At 65.6% G+C, this 22,488-nt stretch carries 23 protein-coding genes and 2 tRNA genes; 11 read left to right on the top strand and 14 right to left on the bottom strand.

Going from position 1 to position 22,488, the window contains the following annotated elements; genetic code table 11:
- The gene (locus tag WEB52_14365) at positions 1–240 is read left to right on the top strand and encodes a hypothetical protein (GenBank protein ID MEX2227621.1); all 240 of its coding nucleotides are present in this window, start codon (positions 1–3) and stop codon (positions 238–240) included.
- A 118-nt stretch (positions 241–358) separates the two neighbouring features.
- Here the strand turns inward: WEB52_14365 and WEB52_14360 are convergent, their stop codons facing one another.
- From WEB52_14360 to metG, 4 genes are all read right to left on the bottom strand, one after another.
- Entirely contained in the window at positions 359–688 is a 330-nt protein-coding gene (locus WEB52_14360) for a zinc ribbon domain-containing protein (protein ID MEX2227620.1), read from the bottom strand.
- A 10-nt stretch (positions 689–698) separates the two neighbouring features.
- Positions 699–1,670, bottom strand: a complete 972-nt coding sequence (locus WEB52_14355) for a polyprenyl synthetase family protein (GenBank protein ID MEX2227619.1) — start codon at positions 1,668–1,670, stop codon at positions 699–701.
- 131 nt (positions 1,671–1,801) lie between these two features.
- Complete coding sequence (locus WEB52_14350; protein MEX2227618.1) at positions 1,802–2,617, bottom strand: TatD family hydrolase; 816 nt, start codon at positions 2,615–2,617, stop codon at positions 1,802–1,804.
- 3 nt (positions 2,618–2,620) lie between these two features.
- On the bottom strand, positions 2,621–4,300 hold the full coding sequence (metG, locus tag WEB52_14345; protein MEX2227617.1) for a methionine--tRNA ligase: 1,680 nt from the start codon (positions 4,298–4,300) through the stop codon (positions 2,621–2,623).
- Between the two features lie 192 nt (positions 4,301–4,492).
- Here metG and WEB52_14340 point away from each other — a divergent pair, with 192 nt between their 5' ends.
- On the top strand, positions 4,493–4,768 hold the full coding sequence (locus WEB52_14340) for a hypothetical protein (GenBank protein MEX2227616.1): 276 nt from the start codon (positions 4,493–4,495) through the stop codon (positions 4,766–4,768).
- Here WEB52_14340 and rsmI read toward each other — a convergent pair.
- Positions 4,728–5,537: a 16S rRNA (cytidine(1402)-2'-O)-methyltransferase gene (gene rsmI, locus WEB52_14335; GenBank protein MEX2227615.1), complete on the bottom strand. Its 810-nt coding sequence runs from the start codon at positions 5,535–5,537 to the stop codon at positions 4,728–4,730. The genes WEB52_14340 and rsmI overlap by 41 nt on opposite strands.
- A 282-nt stretch (positions 5,538–5,819) precedes the next feature.
- On the opposite strand from rsmI, the gene WEB52_14330 reads away from it, so the two are divergent.
- Positions 5,820–6,965, top strand: a complete 1,146-nt coding sequence (locus WEB52_14330; GenBank protein MEX2227614.1) for a GuaB3 family IMP dehydrogenase-related protein — start codon at positions 5,820–5,822, stop codon at positions 6,963–6,965.
- A 71-nt stretch (positions 6,966–7,036) separates the two neighbouring features.
- Here the strand turns inward: WEB52_14330 and WEB52_14325 are convergent, their stop codons facing one another.
- Complete coding sequence (locus WEB52_14325; GenBank protein MEX2227613.1) at positions 7,037–7,336, bottom strand: DnaJ domain-containing protein; 300 nt, start codon at positions 7,334–7,336, stop codon at positions 7,037–7,039.
- A gap of 165 nt (positions 7,337–7,501) precedes the next feature.
- Between WEB52_14325 and WEB52_14320 the strand changes: the two genes are divergently transcribed.
- Both WEB52_14320 and WEB52_14315 read left to right on the top strand, forming a co-directional pair.
- A tRNA-Gly gene (locus WEB52_14320) sits at positions 7,502–7,576 on the top strand.
- Between the two features lie 416 nt (positions 7,577–7,992).
- Positions 7,993–9,132, top strand: a complete 1,140-nt coding sequence (locus WEB52_14315) for a J domain-containing protein (protein MEX2227612.1) — start codon at positions 7,993–7,995, stop codon at positions 9,130–9,132.
- Here the strand turns inward: WEB52_14315 and plsX are convergent, their stop codons facing one another.
- The 5 genes from plsX to nadA all read right to left on the bottom strand — a co-directional run bounded on the left by plsX (position 9,133) and on the right by nadA (position 13,772).
- The gene (gene plsX / locus WEB52_14310) at positions 9,133–10,125 is read right to left on the bottom strand and encodes a phosphate acyltransferase PlsX (GenBank protein ID MEX2227611.1); all 993 of its coding nucleotides are present in this window, start codon (positions 10,123–10,125) and stop codon (positions 9,133–9,135) included. It lies immediately after the preceding gene.
- A gap of 4 nt (positions 10,126–10,129) precedes the next feature.
- A complete protein-coding gene (locus WEB52_14305; GenBank protein ID MEX2227610.1) occupies positions 10,130–10,915 on the bottom strand; it encodes a class I SAM-dependent methyltransferase in 786 nt (261 codons plus the stop codon).
- Positions 10,912–12,102 carry a M20 family metallopeptidase gene (locus tag WEB52_14300; protein ID MEX2227609.1) on the bottom strand — a complete coding sequence of 397 codons (1,191 nt, stop codon included), beginning with the start codon at positions 12,100–12,102 and terminating at the stop codon, positions 10,912–10,914. The genes WEB52_14305 and WEB52_14300 overlap by 4 nt, the downstream gene beginning before the upstream one ends.
- A 286-nt stretch (positions 12,103–12,388) precedes the next feature.
- A tRNA-Pro gene (locus tag WEB52_14295) sits at positions 12,389–12,466 on the bottom strand.
- A gap of 97 nt (positions 12,467–12,563) precedes the next feature.
- Positions 12,564–13,772: a quinolinate synthase NadA gene (nadA, locus tag WEB52_14290; protein ID MEX2227608.1), complete on the bottom strand. Its 1,209-nt coding sequence runs from the start codon at positions 13,770–13,772 to the stop codon at positions 12,564–12,566.
- A gap of 137 nt (positions 13,773–13,909) precedes the next feature.
- Here nadA and WEB52_14285 point away from each other — a divergent pair, with 137 nt between their 5' ends.
- The 5 genes from WEB52_14285 to WEB52_14265 all read left to right on the top strand — a co-directional run bounded on the left by WEB52_14285 (position 13,910) and on the right by WEB52_14265 (position 18,589).
- The gene (locus WEB52_14285) at positions 13,910–14,776 is read left to right on the top strand and encodes a hypothetical protein (protein ID MEX2227607.1); all 867 of its coding nucleotides are present in this window, start codon (positions 13,910–13,912) and stop codon (positions 14,774–14,776) included.
- A gap of 169 nt (positions 14,777–14,945) precedes the next feature.
- Positions 14,946–15,269, top strand: coding sequence for a nucleotidyltransferase domain-containing protein (locus tag WEB52_14280; GenBank protein MEX2227606.1), 324 nt, complete (start codon positions 14,946–14,948; stop codon positions 15,267–15,269).
- 326 nt (positions 15,270–15,595) lie between these two features.
- Entirely contained in the window at positions 15,596–16,813 is a 1,218-nt protein-coding gene (locus WEB52_14275) for a hypothetical protein (protein MEX2227605.1), read from the top strand.
- A gap of 52 nt (positions 16,814–16,865) precedes the next feature.
- Positions 16,866–17,780 carry a sugar phosphate isomerase/epimerase gene (locus WEB52_14270; GenBank protein ID MEX2227604.1) on the top strand — a complete coding sequence of 305 codons (915 nt, stop codon included), beginning with the start codon at positions 16,866–16,868 and terminating at the stop codon, positions 17,778–17,780.
- Positions 17,781–17,785: 5 nt separating this feature from the next.
- Positions 17,786–18,589: a nucleotidyltransferase domain-containing protein gene (locus WEB52_14265; protein ID MEX2227603.1), complete on the top strand. Its 804-nt coding sequence runs from the start codon at positions 17,786–17,788 to the stop codon at positions 18,587–18,589.
- A 21-nt stretch (positions 18,590–18,610) separates the two neighbouring features.
- On the opposite strand, the gene WEB52_14260 is transcribed toward WEB52_14265, so the two are convergent.
- Together WEB52_14260 and WEB52_14255 are read right to left on the bottom strand one after the other, a co-directional pair.
- Positions 18,611–19,417, bottom strand: a complete 807-nt coding sequence (locus WEB52_14260) for an SDR family oxidoreductase (GenBank protein MEX2227602.1) — start codon at positions 19,415–19,417, stop codon at positions 18,611–18,613.
- Entirely contained in the window at positions 19,417–19,773 is a 357-nt protein-coding gene (locus WEB52_14255) for a ChbG/HpnK family deacetylase (GenBank protein ID MEX2227601.1), read from the bottom strand. The genes WEB52_14260 and WEB52_14255 overlap by 1 nt, the downstream gene beginning before the upstream one ends.
- Before the next feature lie 114 nt (positions 19,774–19,887).
- Here WEB52_14255 and WEB52_14250 point away from each other — a divergent pair, with 114 nt between their 5' ends.
- Entirely contained in the window at positions 19,888–21,597 is a 1,710-nt protein-coding gene (locus WEB52_14250) for a proline--tRNA ligase (GenBank protein MEX2227600.1), read from the top strand.
- On the opposite strand, the gene larE is transcribed toward WEB52_14250, so the two are convergent.
- Complete coding sequence (gene larE, locus WEB52_14245; GenBank protein ID MEX2227599.1) at positions 21,590–22,426, bottom strand: ATP-dependent sacrificial sulfur transferase LarE; 837 nt, start codon at positions 22,424–22,426, stop codon at positions 21,590–21,592. The genes WEB52_14250 and larE overlap by 8 nt on opposite strands.
- Between the last annotated feature and the right edge of the window lie 62 nt (positions 22,427–22,488).

The following is a 22,488-nucleotide window of genomic DNA, read 5'->3' as shown; positions in this document are numbered from 1 at the left end:
ATGACCGTTGCGAACAAGGCGCTCGTACTCGATCTCATCGAATGGATCGCGGTCGGGCCACGTCCGTATGCAGAAGTCATGGACGCCTGGCGGACATCCTGCCCGAAGCTCCCGGTCTGGGAAGACGCAGTCGACCTGGGGTACGTGGTGCTGAGGCGGGCAGATGGATCCGGCCCGGTCGTCGACGTCACCGCCGCGGGGCGGGCGTTCCTGCGCTCAGAGCGGCATTCGATCGGGTAGCGCCACGGCGTCGTAAGCGCGACGCGGCATTGATCGTGCCGCTGCGCTGCTCCTATCACGTGTTCGCATTGATGTGCGCGTTCCCGGTACGCGCACGGCCGCAGAAGGCACACGCTCTTCAGGCGCCGGGGATGAGGCCGGGTCCCTTCTCGTCCATCAGCTTTTTGCGGGATTCCTTCGTCGTCATGGGCTGATCGAGCCGGTACTGCTTCACCATGTTGTCGAACGAGAGGTCGGGGTTCGACGCTTCGATCATCTTGTCGTACTTGGGATCAAGTTGCTCGATCTTGGACTGCATCGACTGGTGGAACTGGAAGTTGCTGATCATACGGGTGAGCTTCTTGCTCTTGCACTCGGGGCACACGGGCGTGACGTCGTCGCTGACGCGGCGGACGATGATTTCGACGAACTGGCGGCAGTTGTGGCACGCGTATTCGTAGATCGGCATGGCTGCACCCCTAGGACCGACGCTCCAGCACGTATTCGGCGATGTCTTCCAGTGACGACTTCGCGGCGCCGCCGGGCAGCGTGCCCAGTGCCGCCAGTGCGCGGTCGCGGAAGTCGCGCGCGACGACGTACACCTCGTTCAGTATGTCGGAATTGAGCACCATGTTCACCGCTTCCGCGACGTGCTCCTGCTTTGGCTTCCTGGTGCGGAAGGCCTTCTTGATGGGGTTGTCCCTGGGGTTGCGCTCCATCAGCAGGAGGGCGGGAAGCGTCAGCGTGCCCTGCATGAGGTCGCTGCCGATAGGTTTGCCCATCTCGCGCTCGTCGCCGGCGAAATCCAGGATGTCATCGACGACCTGGAATGCCATGCCGACGTTGAGGCCGTAGTCGCGGAGCGCCGCGCACTCGCGAGGGGTGCAGCCGGCGACGAGCCCGCCGCCCTCCGACGATGCGGCGAACAGGGATGCCGTCTTGCCTTCGATGCGGCCGAAGTACGCGAGCGTGTCCTGGCTGTATTCGTACGCGCTCAGATCCTGGTGCAGTTCGCCGCCCGCGATCGACATCAGCGTCCTGGCGAACAGCCGCACGACCTGCGTGTTGTCGGTGCGCGAGATCAATTCGGAGGCGTGCGCGAACATGAAGTCGCCGAGCATGACGGAGGCGGAGTTGTTGAACAGCTCGTTAGCCGTCGCGCGGCCGCGGCGCGTGGGGGATGCATCGATCACGTCGTCGTGGACGAGTGTAGCCGTGTGCAGCAGCTCGATCGACGCGGCGAGCGGGATGTGCACGTCGCGGTGATAGTCGCCGAACTTGCCGGAGAGGAGCGCGATGGCGGGACGCAGGCGCTTTCCGCCCGCTCCGAGCACGTGCGCGAGCATCTTCGCGAGCGCGGGGAAGTTGTCTACGTGGGCGATGCCGCGCAGCGTATCCTCGACGAGCTCGATGTCCTCCTGGACCGGGCCGTAGATCGAAGCGACCTTCACCTCAGCTCCATTCCGTATTCGATGGCCTGATGCCGAGCCTCCAACAGTCCCACGGCGATGGGTTCGAGGCGCATAGTAATCGCGCACGGCCGCGACGGCTACTCTCAGACGCACGGCTGCGCGGCATCAATTCAGCGGGCCGGGCCGGCGGGCACTGCGACGCCGAGCAGCCGCAGGGCGTTTCTCGTGGTCGCCTTCGCGGCGGCTTCCAGCGAGATGCCCTTCTGTTCGGCGATCATCGCTGCCGCTTCGCGGACGTAGGCGGGCTCGTTGCGCTTACCCCGATACGCCTGCGGCGCACCGTAGGGGCTGTCCGTCTCGATGACGAGATGCTCGATAGGGACCTCGCGCGCGACGCCCCGCATCATCTCGCCTTTCGGGTGCGTGACCGACGTGTGCACGGAGATCATGAATCCCAGCGCGACGTACTTCTGCGCGAGTGAAGCATCGCCGCTGAAGTAGTGCATGACGCCGAGCGGCCGTCCATTGGGCAGCGCGCCGCCCGCCCCGTGCGCGTAGTCCTGGAGTAAAGGCAATGCGTCGTCGTGGGCATCGCGGACGTGCACGGCGATCGGCTTGCCGACGCGGCGCGCCGTCTGCAGTTGGCGGCGCATCACGCGTAACTGTGCATCGCGCGGCGAGAGATCGCGATAGAAGTCGAGTCCGATCTCGCCGACGAGCGCCACGCGCGGATGGCGCGCCATCTCTTCGAGCGCATCGAGATCGGCGGCGGACGCATCCGCGGCGTCGTGCGGGTGGACGCCGGCGGCGGCGAGCACGCGCGGACTGCGCTCGGCGAGCGCGATGGCGCGCGTGCTGCTCTCGAGATTCGTGCCGAGCGTGACGATGAGTTCGACACCGGCGACGGATGCACGCTGGATCGTTTCGTCGATGTCGCGGGCGAACTCCTTGTCGTGGATGTGGGCGTGCGTGTCGACGAAGCGCATCTCTTACGCCGTAAGGCGCGCTTCCCCCTTCGCACTTTCAGTCTCGATCTTCGTGAATAGCGGCTCCGGTTGCGTGAGCGCGGTGCCCGGGCGCGGGCGCGCGAGCCTCCAGCCCGCATCTTCAACGGTGCCGGCGTATCCGAGGTACTCGTGTATCTTCTGGCTCGAGAACGGCAGATAGGGATGCAGCGCGACCTTCAGCGCGTCGATCGCGCAGATCGCGACGTAGAGGGTTGTGCCGGTGCGCGCCGGATCGGTCTTTGCCGTCTTCCAGGGCTCCGTTGCGTTGAGGTACGCGTTAGCTTCCTGCGCGTACGCCATGGCCGCGCCCAATCCCGCCTTCAGATGGCGCTGTTCGATGTTCCGCGCGACGCCGTCGAGCATGGTGGCGGCGGCGGCGAGCAGCGATTCGTCGCGCGCGTCGAATGCGCCGGGCGACGGCACGACGCCATCGAAGTTGCGGTGCGTCATTTGCAGCACGCGGTTGACGAGATTGCCCCACGTCGCCACCAACTCGTCGTTGTTGCGACGGATCATTTCTGCTTCCGTGAGGTCAGTGTCCGCCTGCTCGGGAAAGTTCGCGGCGAGGCCGTAGCGGATCATGTCGGGCTGATAGCGCTCGAGATACGTGAGCACGGTGTCGCCGACACCCTCGCTCTTCGATGCCTTCTCACCCTTGAACGTCACAAACTGATTCGCGGGGACGTCGGTCGGGAGGTTGAGGCCGCCGTACGCCATGATCACGGCCGGCCAGAAGATCGTGTGATAGAAGATGTTGTCCTTGCCGATGAAGTAGTACGTCTCGGCGCTGGCGTCCTTCCACCAGGCCTCCCACGCATCGGGTGTGCCTTGCTGCTGAGCCCACTCGACGGCGGCGGAGACGTAACCGATGAACGCCTCGAACCAGACGTAGATGCGCTTACCGGGGCCCAGATCTTCGTTCGGGAGCGTCACGCCCCATTCGAGGTCGCGTGTGATCGATCGGTCGTGCAACCCCTCCTCGATCCAGCCGATGCTGGAGTTTTGCACGTGCTTGCGCCAGCCCTCGCGGGACTTGAGCCATTCGAGGAGCGGCGCCTGCAACGCGCTGAGCTTGAAGAAGAAGTGCTCGGTATCGCGCATCTCGGGCACGGCGCCGGTGAAGCGGCTGCGGGGATTGATGAGCTGCTCAGGGTCCAGCGTGCGGCCGCAGTTGTCGCACTGGTCGCCGCGCGCCTTCTCGTAGCCGCAGTTCGGGCAGGTGCCCTCTACGTAGCGGTCGGGGAGGAAGCGGTCGGCCTGCGGGTCGAAGAACTGCTGCATGGTGGCGCGGTAGATGTAGCCCTGCTCGTAGAGCCGGTCGAAGAAGTCATGCACGACCTGCTGATGGTTGGGCGTGCCGGTGGAGGTGAAGATGTCGAAGGAAATGCCAAGTTCGCGCCAGTAACGCTGGAACTGCGGGTGGAACTCATCGACGACGTCCTGCGGGGTGCGGGCCTCGTTGTCGGCGCGGACCGTGATGGGCGTGCCGTGGAAGTCGCTGCCGGAGACCATGAGCACGCGGTTGCCGGCCATGCGGTGATAGCGCGCAAAGACATCGGCCGGCAGATACGCGCCGGCGATGTGGCCGAGGTGCAGCGGCCCGTTGGCATAGGGCCACGCGACGGCGACGAGGATGTGACGAGATTGTGAATCCGTATTCAATGCATGGCTATTCTACCATCGAGGCCGCTAGGTGAACCTGATCCTCAAGGCTTATGCTCAGCCTGCATCACCCGCTCACGTCTGTAGAACGTGGAACTAAAGGACGAACGTGCGATGGGCGACCTCACTGATCTACAACGGCGCATTTCTTTCATCCGCCGCGAACGCGGATTCACGACTGATCCCGTACGCATGATGGTCCTCCTCAGCGAGGAGGTGGGTGAGATCGCCGCCGAGCTCAAACGCACGTGGTCACCCAACTATGCGGCCTTCGATCCAAAGCGTCTTTCGGATGAACTGGCGGACGCGTTCGTGATGCTCGCCGCTATTGCATCGGAGTTCAACGTCGACCTCGCCTCGGCGGTCGACTCGAAGTTCGTGCGGAAGGATGGCGAGCGCGAGTGGCGAAGCGCCAGATCCCTTCACGTTACTCCTGATGCCACAGACGATACGCATCCCGACGGCTGACGCCGTACCGCTCGACGATCTGGGCCACGGCGTCCTTCGACGACAACCCATCGTCACGCATCGCCGCGATGCCACTGGAGATGTCCTCCTGTGGGGCTCGGACCTCCGGTTCGATGCCTTCAATCACCAAGGTGAACTCGCCGCGCGGCTCGAGGAAGTGGTCGAGAGCGGCGGAGATCCTGCCGCGCCAGATCTCCTCGTAGAGCTTCGTGAGTTCGCGCGCGACGGCGATCTGGCGATCGCCGAGCGCTGAGAGGGCGTCTTCGAGCGTTGAGCGCAGGCGATGCGGTGATTCGTACACGACGATCGTATCGCCGGACGCTGCGGCTGCCGCGAGCGCGCGCCGGCGCGGGCCGGATTGTCGCGGCAGGAAACCGAGATAGTGGAAGCGGCGCGAGGGTAGACCGGAGGCAGCGACGGCGGCGATGACAGCCGACGCGCCCGGAATCGGCACCACGTCGTGGCCTGCCGCGATCGCGGCAACGACGAGGTCGTGGCCGGGATCGCTGATGCCGGGCATACCGGCGTCGCTCACGACGGCGACGTCGCCATCTTCGAGCGAGCGGAGGATGGCCGGAGTCTTCGCGCGGGCGTTGTGCTCGTTATAGCTCGTCAGCTTTGCGGCCACCTGGTAGTGGTCGAGCAGGCGTTTCGCGCTGCGCGTGTCCTCGGCAGCGATGAGCGTGACCTCGGAGAGCACGCGGACGGCACGGAACGTCATATCTTCGAGGTTGCCGATGGGCGTCGCGACGAGGTAAAGGGTGGCCATGCATCGTCCCGGTGTATATCGCTATTGCGGGTGACTATTTGTCGTAATAATTTCTTGACTGCCTGGATTCGGCAGCGATACACTTCTTGAAATCATACCCGCGACGCACGAGCGGGCTCTTCAAGGTACGTATGGACGACAAGATGTAGCAGGAAACCGGTAGGAAGCCTCCGCCGGCCTCGATCGCGTCATACCCGGCGCACGGGAACGACCGACGGGGACCAAGCAGCGAAGCCTCACAGGCGGGCAGGCCCGGCGGCATTAGTTGGAGGTACCCGAACCATGTCACAACCCCAGTTCAAGGAGATGCGGCGGGCGTACGGATTCGATGACGTCGCCATCGTCCCCGGCGGACGCCACACGATCAACCCCAACATGGTGGAGCTGTCGTTTGAACTCGGACCACAACGGTTCGAGTTGCCGTTTATGGCGGCGGCGATGGATGGTGTCACCGACGTCAGCATGTGCATCGAGTTCTCGCGACGGGGCGGGCTGGCAGTGCTGAATCTCGAAGGCGTCCAGACCCGGTACGACGACCCGGCTCCCATCCTACGCGAAATTGCCGAAGCGCCGAAGTCCGACGTGACCGCGCTGATGCAGAAGGCGTACTCGGCGCCGATCAAGCCCGACTTGATCGGGGAGCGCGTCCGCCAAATCAAGGCGGGCGGCGGCGTGGCGGCGGTAAGCGCCACGCCCATGAACACGAAGAAGTTTGCGGCGCTCGCCAAAGAGGCGGGCGTCGATGTTTTTGTGGTCCAGGCGACCGTGACGAGCGCGCGCCACATCTCTTCGAGCGAGCGCGGCCTGATCTTCGACGAGCTGGTGAGAAACATGGGCGACGTCCCGGTCGTCGTCGGCAACACGGTGACGTTCTCGGCCACGAAGGAACTGATGGACACGGGCATCGCGGCGGTGCTGATCGGCGTCGGCCCGGGCGCCGCATGTACGAGCCGTGAGGTGCTGGGCGTCGGCGTGCCGCAGGTGACAGCGACGATCGACGCGGCGGCGGCGCGGGACACGTATTACCGCGAGTCCGGCCGCTACGTCCCGATCATCACCGACGGCGGCATCACGAACGGCGGCGCGATGTGCAAGGCGTTCGCGGCGGGTGCCGACGGCGTGATGCTGGGGTCGATCCTGGCGGCGACGGAGGAAGCGCCCGGGCACGGTCACCACTGGGGCATGGCGACGCCGCACGGCGAGTTGCCGCGTGGCACGCGCGTTCGCGTTTCGATCGACACGACGTTGCAGAAGGTGCTCTTTGGGCCCACGTCGCGCACGGATGGCCGCGAGAATCTCGTCGGTGCGCTGAAGACTTCGATGGGCACGTGCGGCGCGCGGACGATCCGCGACTTCCAGAAGACGGAGATGATCGTCGCGCCGGCGATCAAGACCGAAGGCAAGGAATATCAGATCGCGCAGGCCTAGCGCCGCGTCGATTGAGATCACAGAAGGGCTCGCGATTGCGAGTCCTTTGTTTGTTGCACACAATGATCGCGCTAGTCGGGGCGGAACGGCTTTCCGAGGAGATTGACGAATATCTGCAGAAATCCCGGACCGCGCTGCGCGTCGGACGCGTGGTCCCTCGCCTCGCGGTGCCGGCGATCGTAGGCGGCGCGCTTGTGCGGCGACGCCAGGACTTCGTATGCCTCGTTGAGCGTCTTCAGGCGCTTCTGCGCCTGGCGGGTCGGTACGCCGTGGAGTTCGTGCGCGCGCTCCCAGTACGTCCCTTCGATGACGCGGGCGTGTGAGCGTGGTTCGACGCCGAGCGTTTGGTAGTAGTCCTTGAAGCGTGGCAACCCGCAGCCCCTTCCCCTTCGGGGTCGATTCTCGCGGAGAGCGTCACCCCTGCCGACGCTGCCCCTATGGCTAGCATCGGCAGGCGACGGCTTCCATTCACCCCGGCAGGGCGCCGATCTTCGCGCGTTGTTGCTTCGGGCGGGCGCCGTTATACTGGCTACCTCGCGGAAGTAGCTCAGCGGTAGAGCACCTCCTTGCCAAGGAGGGGGTCGAGAGTTCGAATCTCTTCTTCCGCTCCAGTTGACGATAATGCGCGCGGCTCGCTTGCGAGGCGCGCGCGTTTTGATCCGGCGCCTCGGCATCATCGGAGTGACGAGCGGAACGACGACGGGGCCCGGGCGCAACATGCGAGGTGCGGCTGGAGCGAGACGGCGACGCCCTAACACTCACGGTGCGCGAGGACGGGCGTGGCTTCGACCCGGGCTGGCTCGTTTCCGGGGCACGTCGGGCTGCACTCGATGCCGGAGCGCGCGGCGAAGCTCGGGGCACCGTGGGGATCGAGAGCAGTCCCGGGCGAGGTACGAGCGTCGTCGCGCGGCTGCCCGTATGGCATGCAGTTCGTGCTTGCGCGACGGCCCCGTTCGAAATTTCTCGTTGTCGCGGCTTCTTCTGGCGGCGCGCCGCCTCGCCGATACAATCGGCTCGGAGGATCCGCTTGCCACCCACGATCAAGGACGAACGGCTGGCCGCCCACTGGCGCCGACTGGGGCTGGCGCCCGGCGCGCCGGAGTGCGCCATCAAGGCCGCCCACCGCTATCACATCGAGGTGCACCATCCCGACCGCGGCGGGTCGTTGGAAGCGGCGCAGCAGATCAATGTTGCGTACGACGAACTGAAGGGACGCGGTTCCAAGCCGAACGAACACGTCGCGCACTTCTTCGACGGCGCGCCGTGGCACGTGTTGGGCCTTGCGAGCAACGCCGACCCGAAGCTCGCCGACCGCGTCGCACGGCAGCTGTGCGGAGAACTCTCGACGTTCCCGCGGTTGCTCGCGCGCGTCGAATGGGCGCTCGGCAACTTCGGGAAAACGCCTGCGCGGATCGTGCCTCCGCCACCGCCGCCCCGGCCGCGAGCAGCGCGCTTTACGAAGCGGCCGGAGGCGCCGCCGAAGCCTGCGATACCTCCGCGTCCGGAAGGCTTGCCCGAATCCGCCATCGACCTCGGCGACGTTGCGTGGCGGAGTGATGTAACACGCGACGTGCGCCTGACGTGGAAGCGCCTGGCGCCGTACGTCATCAACGTGGACGCAGCGGCGCCGCTCGTCGTGAAGGTGACGTCCTCGAAGACGATCGAAGGACGATTCGTGTTGACGATCGGGATCGACTGGGATGCCCCGGCGTTCAGTCACGAGCCTTCGATCCGGGGCCACGCGCTCGACGCGACGATCACGGTGCGTTGGCCGGGCGACGAAGCGAAGTTCCGCGTGCGGGGGACGTTGTTGTATCCGCCGGTGGTCAGCGTGAGCCCGCTTTCCCTCGACCTGGGCACGGTGGACATGAAGCAGAAAGTGCGTGCGACGATGCTGCTAATAAGTACGGCCGCCACGACAGTCGACATCGATACGTCGGTGTGGCTGGCGCGGTGCGACGCGGGCGGAAAGGCGATCCAGGCGCCGCTCAAGCTGCCGACGAACACGCCCGTGCGCGTGGTATTCGACGTGCGGTGGGACGCGATCATCGAACGCATTGGCGATGCGAAGAGCGGCAAGCCTGTACGGCCGACGGGCAAGATCACGGTGCGCTGGGACGGACGCAAGCTTGAGGTGCCTGCGCAGATGGTCGCGCGGCGGCGGTAGCTACGACTTGCGCGCGAGCGCGCTGCGGATGCTATCGAGCATGCCGGACTGCGCGCCCTCGCTGGCGGTGCGGACGGCATTGCGAATGGCGCGCGCGTTGGAGTTGCCATGCGCGATGATGACGAAGCCGTTGACGCCCAGCAGCGGCACGCCGCCGTACGTCCCCGGGTCCATGCGGTCGCGCAGCTTGAGGAGGCCGGGGCGCAGCACCATGGCGGCGATCTTGTAGCGCAGTTTCGACGTGAGTGCGGAGCGCAGCTCACGAAAGATGAAATCCGCCACGCCTTCGGTGACCTTCACGGCGACATTGCCCGTGAATCCGTCGGTGACGATGACGTCGGCCTTGCCAAGATGCACTTCGCCGCCTTCGATGTTGCCGATGAAGTGTACGCCGGCGTGTTGCAGCCGCGCGTGCACGTCCTGTACGAGTTCGCTGCCCTTCGTCTCCTCGCCGCCGATGTTCAATAGCGCGATGCGCGGGTTGGGGATGCCGAGCACGCGCTCCGCGTACACGGAGCCCATCTGGGCGAATTGCACCATGTAGCTCGGCTTCACATCGGCGTTGGCACCGACATCGAGGACGAGGACGCCGCGTTCGGTGAAGGGCGCCAGCGTGCCGAGTGCCGGCCGCTCGATGCCCTGGATGCGGCCGAGCGTCATCAGCGCCGAGGCCATGACGGCGCCCGTGTTGCCGGCGGAGACGAGGCCGCCGGCGACGCCGCGTTTCACCATGTCCATGCCGATGTTGATGGAGGCGTTGCGTTTCGCACGCACGGCCTGGGCGGGGTGCTCGTCCATGGCGATCGCCTCGCTGGCGTGCACGATCTGCCATGACGCGGGCTGTTCGCCGAGACGCGTCAACTCCGCCTCGATCACGTCCCTGGAGCCGACGAGAGCGCAGTCAATGCTCAGCTCATCGCGGGCAAGAATAGCACCGGCCAAGATCTCGGCCGGTGCATGGTCGCCGCCCATGGCATCGAGTGCGATCAGCAATGGTTCAGGCTCCCTCCCGCTCCGCCACCACGATCATCGTATCGCCGTCGTCCGTAAGGGGCGAGAGATCGTAGTCGCCGTAGCGTTGCGTCACGCGCAGACCGGCGTGGGCGAGCAGGAGTTCGAACTCGTGCCTGCCGAAGACACGCAGTGTTACGTCGAATGTCCGCCGGCGCACCGTGCCATCGGAAGCTGCGCGGTCGAAGATGAGCGTGGTGGTCGTCGTTTGCGTGGCAGGTGATGCGCGCATCGATGAGAGCTTGGTAATGATCCCCCCGGTTCCGGGATCCTGTCGCGTCCATTCGAAGCTGAGCGGCGCCTGGGGAGACGGCGCCCAATCGACGCTGCGGAGCGTGCGCAGCTCGGTGACGAACACGCCGCCAAGGTTCAGATGGCGCGCGACGCATCGCAGCGCTGAGATAGCGTCGTCGTTCGTGAGCAGCTGCTCGAAGGAATCCAATGCGCAGTACACGAGATCGAACGTCTCGCCGAGATCGAAGTCGCGCATGTCGGCCTCGACCAGGCGGATGTTGGAGCGCGTGGTGTCGTCGAGCGCGGCTTCAAAGCGTGCGAGCATCGGCCGCGACGTGTCGATGCCGACGACGCGATGTCCGTTGCGCGCGAGATGCAGCGCGACGCGGCCGCTGCCCGCAGCCAGTTCCAGCGAGGGCGTCTCGCCACGCGCTGCGAACTGCTCGTACAGAGAGAGATCGTCAGTGTAGTGCGCGTATACCAGATCGTAGAGTGCGGCGAGTTCGTCGTCCCCGTAGACGACGTCGGGTTGCGTCATGATGCAGGCGGGGCGGGCATCGCGCGCTCGAACTCTTCGCGCATGGCGAGTCGCAGCGACGCATCGGTGAAGATGTCGATCGCGGTCATGGCGAGCGCCTTTGCGCCATCGATCACCGCCTGCTTGCCGGCGTCGGATGCGGCGTACTCGGCGAATTGCGGCGAATGGCCGTTGATCTCGAGCGGTGCGATCGCGATCGCGGGATGGATGGAAGGGCACACCTTGCTGACGTTGCCCATGTCGGTGCTGCCGAGCGGGCGCGGGTTGTCATCGACAGGGACGTTGCGGCCGATCGCTTCGAGGTTGCGGCGATGCGCTTCGGCGATGGCGCGGTTCGTGTTCATCGCGGCGTACTGGTTGGGGTTCCACGTCAGTTCGAGCCGCGAGCCGGTCGCTTGCGCGCCCGCTTCGAAGCACGCTTTCACGCGCGTCTTTAGTTCCTCCAGGTACTCGTCGTCTTCGGCGCGGATGAGGAAGCTCGCGGCCGAATGGCCCGGCACGATGTTCGGCGCGTCGCCGCCGTGAGTGATGACGCCGTGCACGCGCGCCGTCCGGCGCATGTGCTGGCGCAGCGAGTTGATGGCGTTGAACGCGATGATCATGGCCTCGAGCGCGTTGATGCCGCGCTCGGGCTGGGCAGCCGCGTGCGCTTCGACGCCGAAGTACTCGACCTTGAGTTCCGCGCACGCGAGCGCCTTCGCCATGACGGCGTCGCGCGTCGCGGGATGCGTCATCATCGCGGCGTCGAGGCCATCGAACACGCCTTCACGGATCATGGGCACCTTGCCGCCGTAGACCTCTTCGGCCGGCGTCCCGATCACCTGCACGGCGCCCTCGAACGCATCGATCACAGAGCGTACGGCGATGCCGGCGCCTACCGCCGTCGTCGCGATGATGTTGTGTCCGCAGCCGTGGCCGATGCCGGGGAGAGCATCGTACTCGGCGATGATGGCGACGGTCGGGCGTCCTTCGCCTGCGACGGCACGAAACGCCGTCGGCAGCCCGGCGATGCCGCGCGTCACCTCGAAGTGCTCTTTCTCGAGGAAGTCGGCGAGCCAGGCGGAAGCCTGCACCTCGTGGAAGGCGAGTTCGGGATTGGCGTGGATGCGCATGCTGAGCGCGACCAGCTCATCGGCGTGGGCATCGACCTCACGCATGGCGCGGAGTTTCAGCTCGTTGGCGTCCATCGGGGCAAGGGTAGCGGACGTTGGAAGCGGGATGCGAGAGGCCGGGAGGCGGCGCTGGAAGCTGGAGGCTGGAAGCTGGAGGTTAGAGGCGGAAATTGCGTTTGGCGACGGAGACGCCGCGCTCCGGCCCGTCGAGCATTTGCAGGAAGCGCGTGGCGTTGTATCCACACTCTTTCCTGGCGCGGATATAAATGTTCACCATCTGCAGATGAAAGCCGGATTCGAGAGACACGCTGATCCCCGGGAACTTACAACTAAAAACTCAAGACTGACAACTGGGGGAAGATGGTCGGGGTGAATGGATTTGAACCATCGACCTCACGGTCCCGAACCGTGCACTCTAGCCTGGCTGAGCTACACCCCGACGGCGAGGCATCTTACCAAACGTCGCGGCGCCAATAAAGCGCGGTCAAGTAGAAGTCCGTGCTTCGCGAGTCGGCGCTTGTTTGCGGTGGCCGGCGCTATTTAATCGCCAGCATGCGGTCGAGCGCGATCTTCGCGTTCGCGGTAATCGCTTCCGGCACTATGACCTGGTTGACGACGCGGCCTTCGGCGAGCGACTCGATCGTCCACGCAAGATACGCCGGGTGCACGCGATACATCGTCGAGCAGGGACAGACGACGGGGTCGAGGCAGAACACCGTTTTGTCCGGGTTCTCACGTGCGAGCCGCGCGACCAGGTTGATCTCCGTGCCGACGGCGAACTTCGAGCCGGCCGGCGCGTTCGCGATCGTCTTCGCGATGAACTCCGTCGAACCATTGAGGTCGGATGCCTGCACCGTCTCGTACCGGCACTCGGGGTGTACGATCACCGTGATGTCCGGATACTTCGCGCGGGCTTCGTCGATCTGCGCCGGCGTGAAGCGTTGGTGCACGGAGCAGTGGCCCGCCCACAGCAGCACGCGGCTCTGTCCCAGCTCTTCGAGCGTGCGGCCGCCCATAGAACCGTAAGGACGCGACCAGCCCCAGAGCACCATCTCGTCGAGCGGGATGCCCATGGCGTCGCCGGTGTTGCGTCCGAGGTGCTGGTCGGGGAAGAAGAGCACGCGCTTCTTCTGCGCGAATGCCCACTCCATGACCTTGCGCGCGTTGCTCGACGTGCACACCGCGCCGCCGTGCTCGCCGACGAACGCCTTTAGCGCGGCGGCCGAGTTCATGTACGTGATCGGCATCGTGTCCTGCGCGATGCCAAGCTCTTCCATCTCGGCCCAGGCGCTGAAGACGTCGTCGGGATCGGCCATGTCGGCCATCGAGCAGCCGGCCGCCATGTTCGGCAGCATCACCTTCTGGTGCGGAGCGCTGAGGATGTCCGCGGCTTCGGCCATGAAGTGCACGCCGCAGAAGACGATGTACTCCGATTCGGGGTGTTCCGCCGCGAACTGCGCGAGCTTGAAGCTGTCGCCGCGCAGGTCCGCGAACGCGATAATGTCCTCGCGCTGATAGTGATGGCCGAGCACGATGAGACGCGTACCGAGCTTGTTGCGTGCCTCGGCGATGCGCGCGGTCAGTGCGGGAGCGTCGAGATCCCAGTACTCGCGTGGGATGTCCTGCTGCCAGTAGGCGAAGGAGCGCTCGGCCGAAAGCGGCGCCGTCTCGATCGCGTCGCTCTCGCAGCCGATGCCGCCGACGTTGGGGGTGGTCTTCTTTTCAGCGATGGCCGCAGGAGTCATCGAGGGCCTCCGAGGGCGTCATACAAGAGCGTGTCGTACTTAGTGTCTCTATGACACTAACTTATCACGGGCGTCCCTAACTGTCAACACGTCCGCCCTGTGGCTACGCGCGCATCGCCGTGCGATCCTGCGTCTTGATGACGAACTGCTACTGCTGCGAACCCGGGAACCCCGACCGCATCGCGACGCACGGCGCGAGCGGCACCTCGCTTCGCTTTCCGGCGCGGGTCGAAGGGCCACCGGGCAACGTGAACGGCGGCATGGCTGTCGGAGCGTTGGCGTGTCCGGCGATCGAGGCGGCGACACGCGACGGCATCGCGCATCCCGCCGTGACGCGCGTGACTGCGCGGCTGCATTCAGGCATCCCGCACAGCCGCGATCTGCAGGCAAAGACAGCACGAGCGAATGGGGCGTACGACGTCGAGGTGCGTGACGGCGATGCTTCACTGATCAGCGGACGCGTCGAGGTCACGATGCTCGCGCAACCGGCGCGCGCCGGGGACGTACTGTCGTCGATGCCGGCCGAACTCGACGCACTCGTGCGCGAGATGGCGCGCGGGTCGGAACCTTCGACGCCGCCGTTCTTCGAGGAGACGGGCGATCATCCGGTGATCGGCTGCTTCTCGTGCGGGCCGCGCAACGCGCTGGGGCTGCACATCTACCCACGCTTCGCCGGCCACGGCGTGACGTGGGCTGCGGGGTCGCCGGAGCCGTCGTTCGTCGACGCCGGAGGCGGGCTGGCGTCGTCGATCGTCGCGTCGGCGCTGGACTGCGGTTCTGGCATCTGTTTGCCGCGAGAGCAGCAGGAGGAACTGTTGCGCAACGACCAGTTCTGCTCGGCTCACTCGATGTGCGGTACCTGCGCGTGCCGCCACCGGACGCCCGCTACCACGTCGTCGGCCGCGCGCGCCAACGCGACGGTCGGAAGTTCTACGGCACCTCGGCGCTCTTCGACGACGCGGGCGTCGTATACGCGACCGCCGAGGCGACGTGGATCATCGTGACGATGACGCGTGCGCAGGCGTTTGGGGAACAGCCTAAGTAGGGCGCCGGAGGTCTGTAGCGCCGCGGAGCCCGGCGGGCGATGGCAGCCCTCGACGGGTCGTGATGTTCTCGCTTGCCTCAGGCTTCTTCCTGGCGCGGCCAACCGGTGCGGCGCGCTATAGTGGCGTCATGTCGAAGGTGCACACACGACTGGGCGGCACGCCCGAGCAGATCGAACAATTCTGTCGGAAATGGAAGATCGTGCGACTGGAACTGTTCGGCTCGGTGTTGCGCGACGATTTCGACGATGAGAGCGACATCGATCTGCTCGTCACGTTCGACGAGGACCATCGCCCCTCGCTCGGCGAACAACTCGACATGGAAGATGAGCTGCGCACGATCTTCGGACGTAACGTCGACCTCGTTAAGCGTCATCTCGTAGAAACAAGTGAGAACTGGATCCGTCGCAGGCGGATCCTGGAGTCCGCCCGGCCCATCTATGCGGCGACCTGATGACGCATTCTTCGTCGACATGCTGGTACACGCTCGCCGAATTGCCCGGCGTATAACAGGTATCTCGCGCGCCGAATTCGACGGACGAGGATCTGCAGCTGGCCCTTGTCTACCTCCTCCAGGTCGTCGGGGAGGCGCCGAGCCGTCTTACGGGAGACCAGCGTGCCGCGTACGTTGATGTGCCGTGGCGCGAGATCATCGGAATGCGCCACATCATCGTGCACATCGACGGTCGACGTTGTCTGGCAGACCGCGAGTAATGACATTCCGCCGCTCATCGCCGTCCTCGAGCGAATAGTGAGATCCTCCGAAGGAGGCGATATCCCGTGACCATCGGTGCGAGGGGACGTCTTTCACGGAAGGCTCTCATTGCCGGTCTCTTCCTCGCGGCGATTGCGATCGGGTCGCTGACCGTGATCACGTTGGCCTCAGGGGAAGACGAGCGTTCGAAGCGCGCGGCGCCTCCGGTCGACGAGGTGTACCGCAGAGTGGCGCTGGCGCTTACGCGGCCCGGCATGATCGTCCACGTCACGGCGAACGTCGAATCCGACTCGGACTACAGGCCGGTGACCGAGATCGAGGCCTGGATCGATGCCGAGAACGACCGCGCGCGCGTGATCCGGAGCAACGGAGATCCGCGACGCCCGTTGCGCTTCGAGCGTCTGCTCGACGGCGGCAACGAATACAGCGCCGGCAACGGCAGCATGCACGAAGCTGAGATCGAAGGATGCCGTGAGTCCGCGAAACGCGTGATCTCGGTGTATCAGACGTGTCTCCTCGACCGTGCGCGCGCGGCGGTGAGCGTGGAGTCCGGTCGGAGATTCGGCGACATCGATGTGATCGCCGTGCGCACGAAGGCGAAGTACTCCGGGATCGATTCGACGGTCACGGTTTCCGACGAACTGCTCGTCGACGCCATCACCTATCTGCCGAGCGTGCGGCGGACGAATCACCACGACAGCCTTGGCGGCGGTTCGCGCACGAAGACGGAGACGTACTTCCAGCACGAGTTCGTCGCGAGAGACAGCGTGCCCGCGCATTTCTTTGGCCAAGCAGCGCTGCGCCCAGGCAACCTGGACTTTGCGCTCGACCAGCCCCTGGTCGCCGAGCCGTTGTACTGGCTCGGACCGGAGTACACGTGGCGCGACGGCATCGTCCCGATCGCGCTGAGCAATGTGCGCGTGACGGAAACGGGATCGAGCGTGCGGCTGGAATACGTCCCGATCGATGACGAGTTTGCCTCGCCGTTCGTCGTTATCACGCAGGCGTCGTACGTACGCTCAGGCACCGCGCCATTCGACGCGGTCGCGCCATGGGCGCAGAGCGTGTGCGTCGAACAACGCTCGCTCGACGTTGGGCCGAATACCGCAACGATCTATGCCTGGAGTGACGCCTGTGGCGCCGCGCCGGATCGCTTCGCGGCGGAGTTGCGCACGGCGTCGGCCGTGATCACGATCGAGGCGCCCATCGCGCCTTCCGGGAACCCGTACGCCTCCAGCGCAGCGCTCGAGGCGATCGTACGGGCGCTTGGACGCAAGCAATGATGCTGTAAGGTCGCGACTCCCGCTTCCCGCTGCCAGCATCTATCCTCCAGCTATGACCCTCTCTCTCAGCACGATGTGGGCGCAGCAGCAGCGGTTCATCGACGACATGCATGAGTTTGTCGATGAGGTCGCACGGCTGGGCTACGACGCCATCGAGGTCAGCCATTCGACGCCGGAGGTGCCGTTTACTCGGCTGATCGAGCGCCACGGCGTCAAGATCTCGTCGATCCACGCGCCGGCGCCGCTCGTGCGTGACGCTACGGAGCGCTCGAACAGTTCGCTAAACCTTGCCGCGCTCGACGACAGTGAGCGCGAAGCGGCCATCGGCTTCACCAAGGGGAGCATCGAGTTCACGAAGCGCGTCGGCGGCAAGTTCGTCGTCGTACACCTGGGCGGCGTCGGCAACGCGATGTTCGAGGAGGAGCGCGAGTTGCGGCGTCTCTACGATTCGGGTACGCGCGAAGGCGAACGCGTCGAGGAGTTGCGCGCCATCATCAAGCGGCGGCGCGTCGACGAGTCAGCGCCGTGGTTCGAGAAGGCGCGCGCGACGCTGCGCGTGCTCGCCGATTACGGCGAAGCGCGCGGCATCGCCATCGGCATCGAGAACCGGCTGCACTACCACGAGTTTCCACAAGCCGACGAAGCGGCGGCGCTGCTCGCCGATTATGCACCTGACGTCGCGGGCTACTGGCACGACGTCGGGCACGCGGAGGTGCAGTGGCGCCTGGGGCTGGTCGACAAGCGCGCCTGGCTCGACACGAACAGCGCGCGCACGATCGGCGCCCACCTGCACGACGTCGATGGGCTGGCGGACCATCGCGCGCCCGGGAACGGCACCGTCGAGTGGGAGTATATTGCCGCGGGCATCCCGAAAGCGGCGCTGCGCGTGTTCGAGATCAACCAGTCGCAGCCGGCGGAAGCCGTCGCGAACGCGATCCCGTTCCTGCGCGAACGCGGCGTTATCTGAGTCGCATGTCGTCATCGAGCGGCGATTCAGGCGCCGCCGCCCGTACCGTTGCGCGACGCGTCGCACGCGACCTCCACGACGATGGCGCGCTCGCGGTCCTGCTGACGGGCAGCCATGCGACAGGTACGGCTCACGCGCAGTCGGATATCGATCTTATCGCGGTATACGCGCGCCCGCGCCGAGAGCGATGGCACGCGACCTGGGCGATCTCGCGCCGTGACGGGCATCTCGTCACCGTATCGCCTCACACGGCGGCCAGGGCGCGGGCTTCGTTCCGCGACCCGCGCTCCATCCCGACGTCGGTGCCGGGCTGGCGTGAGGCGCGCATCCTCGTTGATCCGACAGGCGTCGCCAAACAGCTCAAGCGAGAGGCGCGCGCGTTCTCCTGGGATGCCGTCGCGACGGCGTGCGACGCCTGGGTAGCGGAGGCCACGACCGGCTGGGCCGAAGAGGTGCACAAGCTCGTCGCCATGATCGAGCGCCGCGAGCTGCTCGGCGCCGCCGTGCAGCGCTCGCTGCTTGCGGTCCGTCTCGCGCCGATCATGGCGTTGCACCGCCGTATGCTCTACGGCAGCGAGAACCGTCTCTGGGACCTCGTCGTCGAATCGATGGGTGAGCCATGGGCGTCGACGCAGCGCTCCGCCCTGGCGCTCAACGGCGAGTCGCATGAGGCGATTGCGGCGGCGACGCTCCGCCTCTATCTGTTCGCGTCCGAGGAGATCATGCCGCTGCTCTCTGAACAACAACGCGAAGTCGTCCGGCATGCGCGGGCGCTGGCTCAGCGCGCGTTGCGATCGTCGACTCGGTGACAGCCGATAGCCATCACAGTTCTATGGGCGTCGTGGCTTGCCCTTGCTGCGACGGTAGAACTGACGGCCGGCGAAGTCACGCAGTGACGGGAAGAACGCGTTGAGCCCGTAGGCAATGCGGTATCCGGGGAAGACGTTGACTTCGGGGACAGGATGGTCGACGGAGCGCACGATGGCGCGCGCAACGTGCTCAGCGTTCTGCTGCGGGCCCGTCGGCGCGGAAACGTGACCGTCGTTCGTGCGCTGGACGTCGAAGAACTCCGTGCGGGTGCTGCCGGGGAGCACGACGGTCGCCGTGACGCCCGAGCCGTCGAGTTCGCCGCGCAGCGACTCCGTCATGCCGATCATCGCGAACTTCGTCGCGGAATAGGCGCCGTGGAACGGGAAAGCGAGCTTCCCCACCACCGAAGCGACGTTGACGATGTGACCCTGCCGCTGGCGTCGCATGTGCGGCAGCACGGCGCGCGTGGCGTTGAACGCGCCCATGTAGTTCACGTCCATCAACTCGCGCATGTCCGCCTCGGTGGTCTCCTCAATCGTGCCGCTGAAGCCGAAGCCGGCGTTGTTCACCAGCACGTCGATGCGTCCGAAGCGCTCGACCGTCGCGCGCACCATGCGCTCGACGTCGGCGGCCCGGCCGACGTCGGTCGGTACGACGAGCGTTTGGACGCCGATGCGATCGATGCGGCGGGAGAGGTCGTGCAGCCGATCTTCCCGTCGCGCGGCGAGTGAGAGGTGCGAACCGCGCCGCGCGAAGGCGAGCGCCGTCTCGCGGCCGATGCCAGCGCTGGCGCCGGTGACGATGACGACGGCGCCTTCGAGTTGCATCACACCGCCGCGCCGAGCGATGCGCGTAACCGATCGCGGATCTCGCGATAGCCGATGGGCCTGACGCCGATGCTCTCGCAGTAGGTGCGCATATCAGGCGTGCGGAAGATCTCGTACTCCTTCGCGCGGTGCGCGCAGTCGTTCGGCGCCATGGCTGCCGGATGTTGCCGGGCGAGATTGGCGGTCTCCATGAACCAGGGCGCCGGGACAAGCATCGATGCGCAGGTCAGGCTGCCGCGCTCCATCGCCTCGAACGCGGCGACGTTCGACGCGTGCGAGAATCCGCGGTCGTCGGCGTGGATGATTCGCACGCGGTCGTCGGGCGCGAATCTCAGGAGTTCGAGCGTCTTCGTCACGAGCGGCTCCTTCGTCGTGCCGGAGGAGCCCCATCGTGCCGGAAGGGGCGCGAGCGATCAACCGCCGTCGTACTGCTCGGGCGGCGCATTCGCTAAGCTACGGCCACCATGCGAATGTCAAAGCTCTTTGCGAAGACGCTGCGAAACGCGCCAGCCGATGCGGATACGCCGAACCACCAGTTGATGCTTCGCGCGGGACTGGCGCAGCAACTCGCGGCGGGCATCTACAGCTATCTGCCTGTCGGCTGGAAGGTGCTCCGCAAGATCGAGCAGATCATCCGCGAGGAGATGGATCGCGCCGGCGGACAGGAAGTGATGCTGCCGGCGATCCAGCCGGCCGAGCTTTGGGAGCAATCAGGCCGCGCCAAAACCATGTCGGACGTGCTGATCCATGTGCAGGACCGCAAAGAACGCCAGTTCGTGCTCGGTCCGACGCACGAGGAAGTCGTCGTAGACCTGTTCAAGCGGCAGGTGCAGAGCTATCGCGACATGCCGCTCATGGTCTACCAGATCCAGACGAAATTTCGCGACGAGGCGCGCCCGCGCGGCGGCCTGATGCGCGTGCGCGAATTCACGATGAAAGACGCGTACAGCTTCGACGCGACGTGGGAAGCGCTTGACGACAGCTACAACGCCGCGCGCGACGCGTATGTCCGGATCTTCGAGCGGTGCGGCGTGCCCACGCTGCCGATGCTTGCCGACTCGGGAGCGATCGGCGGGCGCGACAGCGAAGAGTTCATCTTCATCACGGACGTCGGCGAGTCGACGGTGCTGATATGTCCTCGCTGCAACTACGCGGCGACGGACGAGAAGGCGGACCACAAGAAGCACGCATTGCCTCCGGAAGACCCGCAGCCCATGGAAGAGGTCGCGACGCCCGGACAGAGGACCATCGACGACCTGGTGCACTTTTTGAAGGTGCCGCATTATCGCACGCTCAAGGCGGTGTTCTACGAGGCCGACGGCAAGCCCGCATTCGTGGCGATCCGCGGCGACCTCGAGGTTAACGAGGCGAAACTTCGTAACGCGCTCAAGGCCGTCGAGCTGACGCTGCTGGACGATGATGGCGTGCGCAAACACGGGTTGGTCGCGGGGTCGGCTTCGCCGGTGGGACTGAAGGACATCACGATCGTCGCGGATGATACGGTGCTCGACTCGCGGAACCTCGTCGCGGGGGCTAACAAGCCTGACGTGCATCTTCGCAACGTGAATCATGGCCGTGATTGGCAGGCCGACATCGTCACCGATATCTCACTCGCGCGCGAAGGTGATGCATGTCCGCGTTGCGGCGGGCAGCTCGAGGCGAAGCGCGGTATGGAGATGGGCCACGTTTTCAAGCTCGGCACGGTGTACACGGAAAAGCTCGAAGCGACGTACGCCGACGAAGAGGGCAACCTGCAGCATCCGGTTATGGGCTGCTACGGCATCGGTGTGGGACGCGTGTTCGCGGGCGCGATCGAGGCGAACCACGACGAACGGGGGATCATCTGGCCGCCCGAACTGGCGCCGTTCGACGTGCATCTCGTCGGGCTGGGCTACGACAAGCCCGGCGTGCGCGAAAGTGTCGAGCAGGTGTACCAGCAGCTACAAGATGCCGGGTGCGAGGTGCTGTATGACGACCGCGAAGAGGGCTCGGCCGGCGTCAAGTTCAACGACGCTGACCTGCTCGGCATGCCCGTGCGCGTGACGGTCAGCCCGCGGAGCATCGAGAACGGCGGCGCCGAGATAAAACTGCGCACCGAGAAGGACGGCACAATCGTGCCGCTCGCCGGCGCGGCGGAAGCCGTCCGCAAGTTCGCGCGGAAGAGCGCCGACGCTAGCTGAGGGAGATGAGTTCGATCGTCGAACTCTGCGTCGCGTTCGCCAGACCTTCGTTCATCGAGCCCGAGCGGAAGCCGGCGAGATCAAGCGTCACGTACTTGTAGCCCAAGTTCTTGAGGCGCCGCACGATGCGTTCGCGATGCTCCACCACGATCGCGAGCGCGTCCGCATCGACCTCGATGCGTGCGACGTCGTCGTGATGGCGGACGCGCAACTGTCGTATGCCGAGGCCGCGGAGGAACGCCTCCGACGCGCCGATGCGGTCGAGCGCTTGCACCGTCACCGGCGTACCGTATGGGATGCGTGACGACAGACAGGCCATGGCGGGCTTGTCCCACGTCGGCAGCCCGCGGTCCTTCGATAGCTCGCGGATCTCGGATTTCGAGAGCTGCGCTTCGATAAGCGGACTACGCACGCAGTGCTCGGCCGCTGCGACGCGTCCCGGGCGGTGGTCGCCGAGGTCGTCGAGGTTGCAGCCATCCAGGACGTAGGCGTAGCCGTCGCGCCGCGCCATGTCTTCGAGCAGCGAATAGAGCTCGGTTTTGCAGAAGTAGCACCGCTGGGGGCTATTTTCGACGTATCCGGGGCTGTCCATCTCGGACGTATCGAGCAGCACATGCCGGATGCCGATCTGGCTGGCGAGCGCCTTCGCCTCTTCGACCTCCGATGCAGGAATCGACGGGGAGACGCCGGTGACCGCGAGGGCGCGCTCGCCCAGGACGTCGGCAGCGGCGGCGGCGACGAACGTGCTATCCACGCCGGCCGAGAAGGCCACGAGCGCCGAATTCATCTCACCCACGATGCGGTGGAGAGCCTGGAGCTTGGTTTCCATGGCCATCACTATAGCATCGCGTTGAATCTACGCTCGTCGATCGTTGACGCGCGGAGACGGCG

The organism is Dehalococcoidia bacterium, from assembly GCA_040902535.1.
In the GTDB taxonomy this organism is placed as follows: domain Bacteria; phylum Chloroflexota; class Dehalococcoidia; order DSTF01; family JACRBR01; genus JBBDXD01.
The sequence above is the reverse complement of the archived record's forward strand: the minus strand, read 5'-3'. Positions and strand labels throughout refer to the sequence as shown.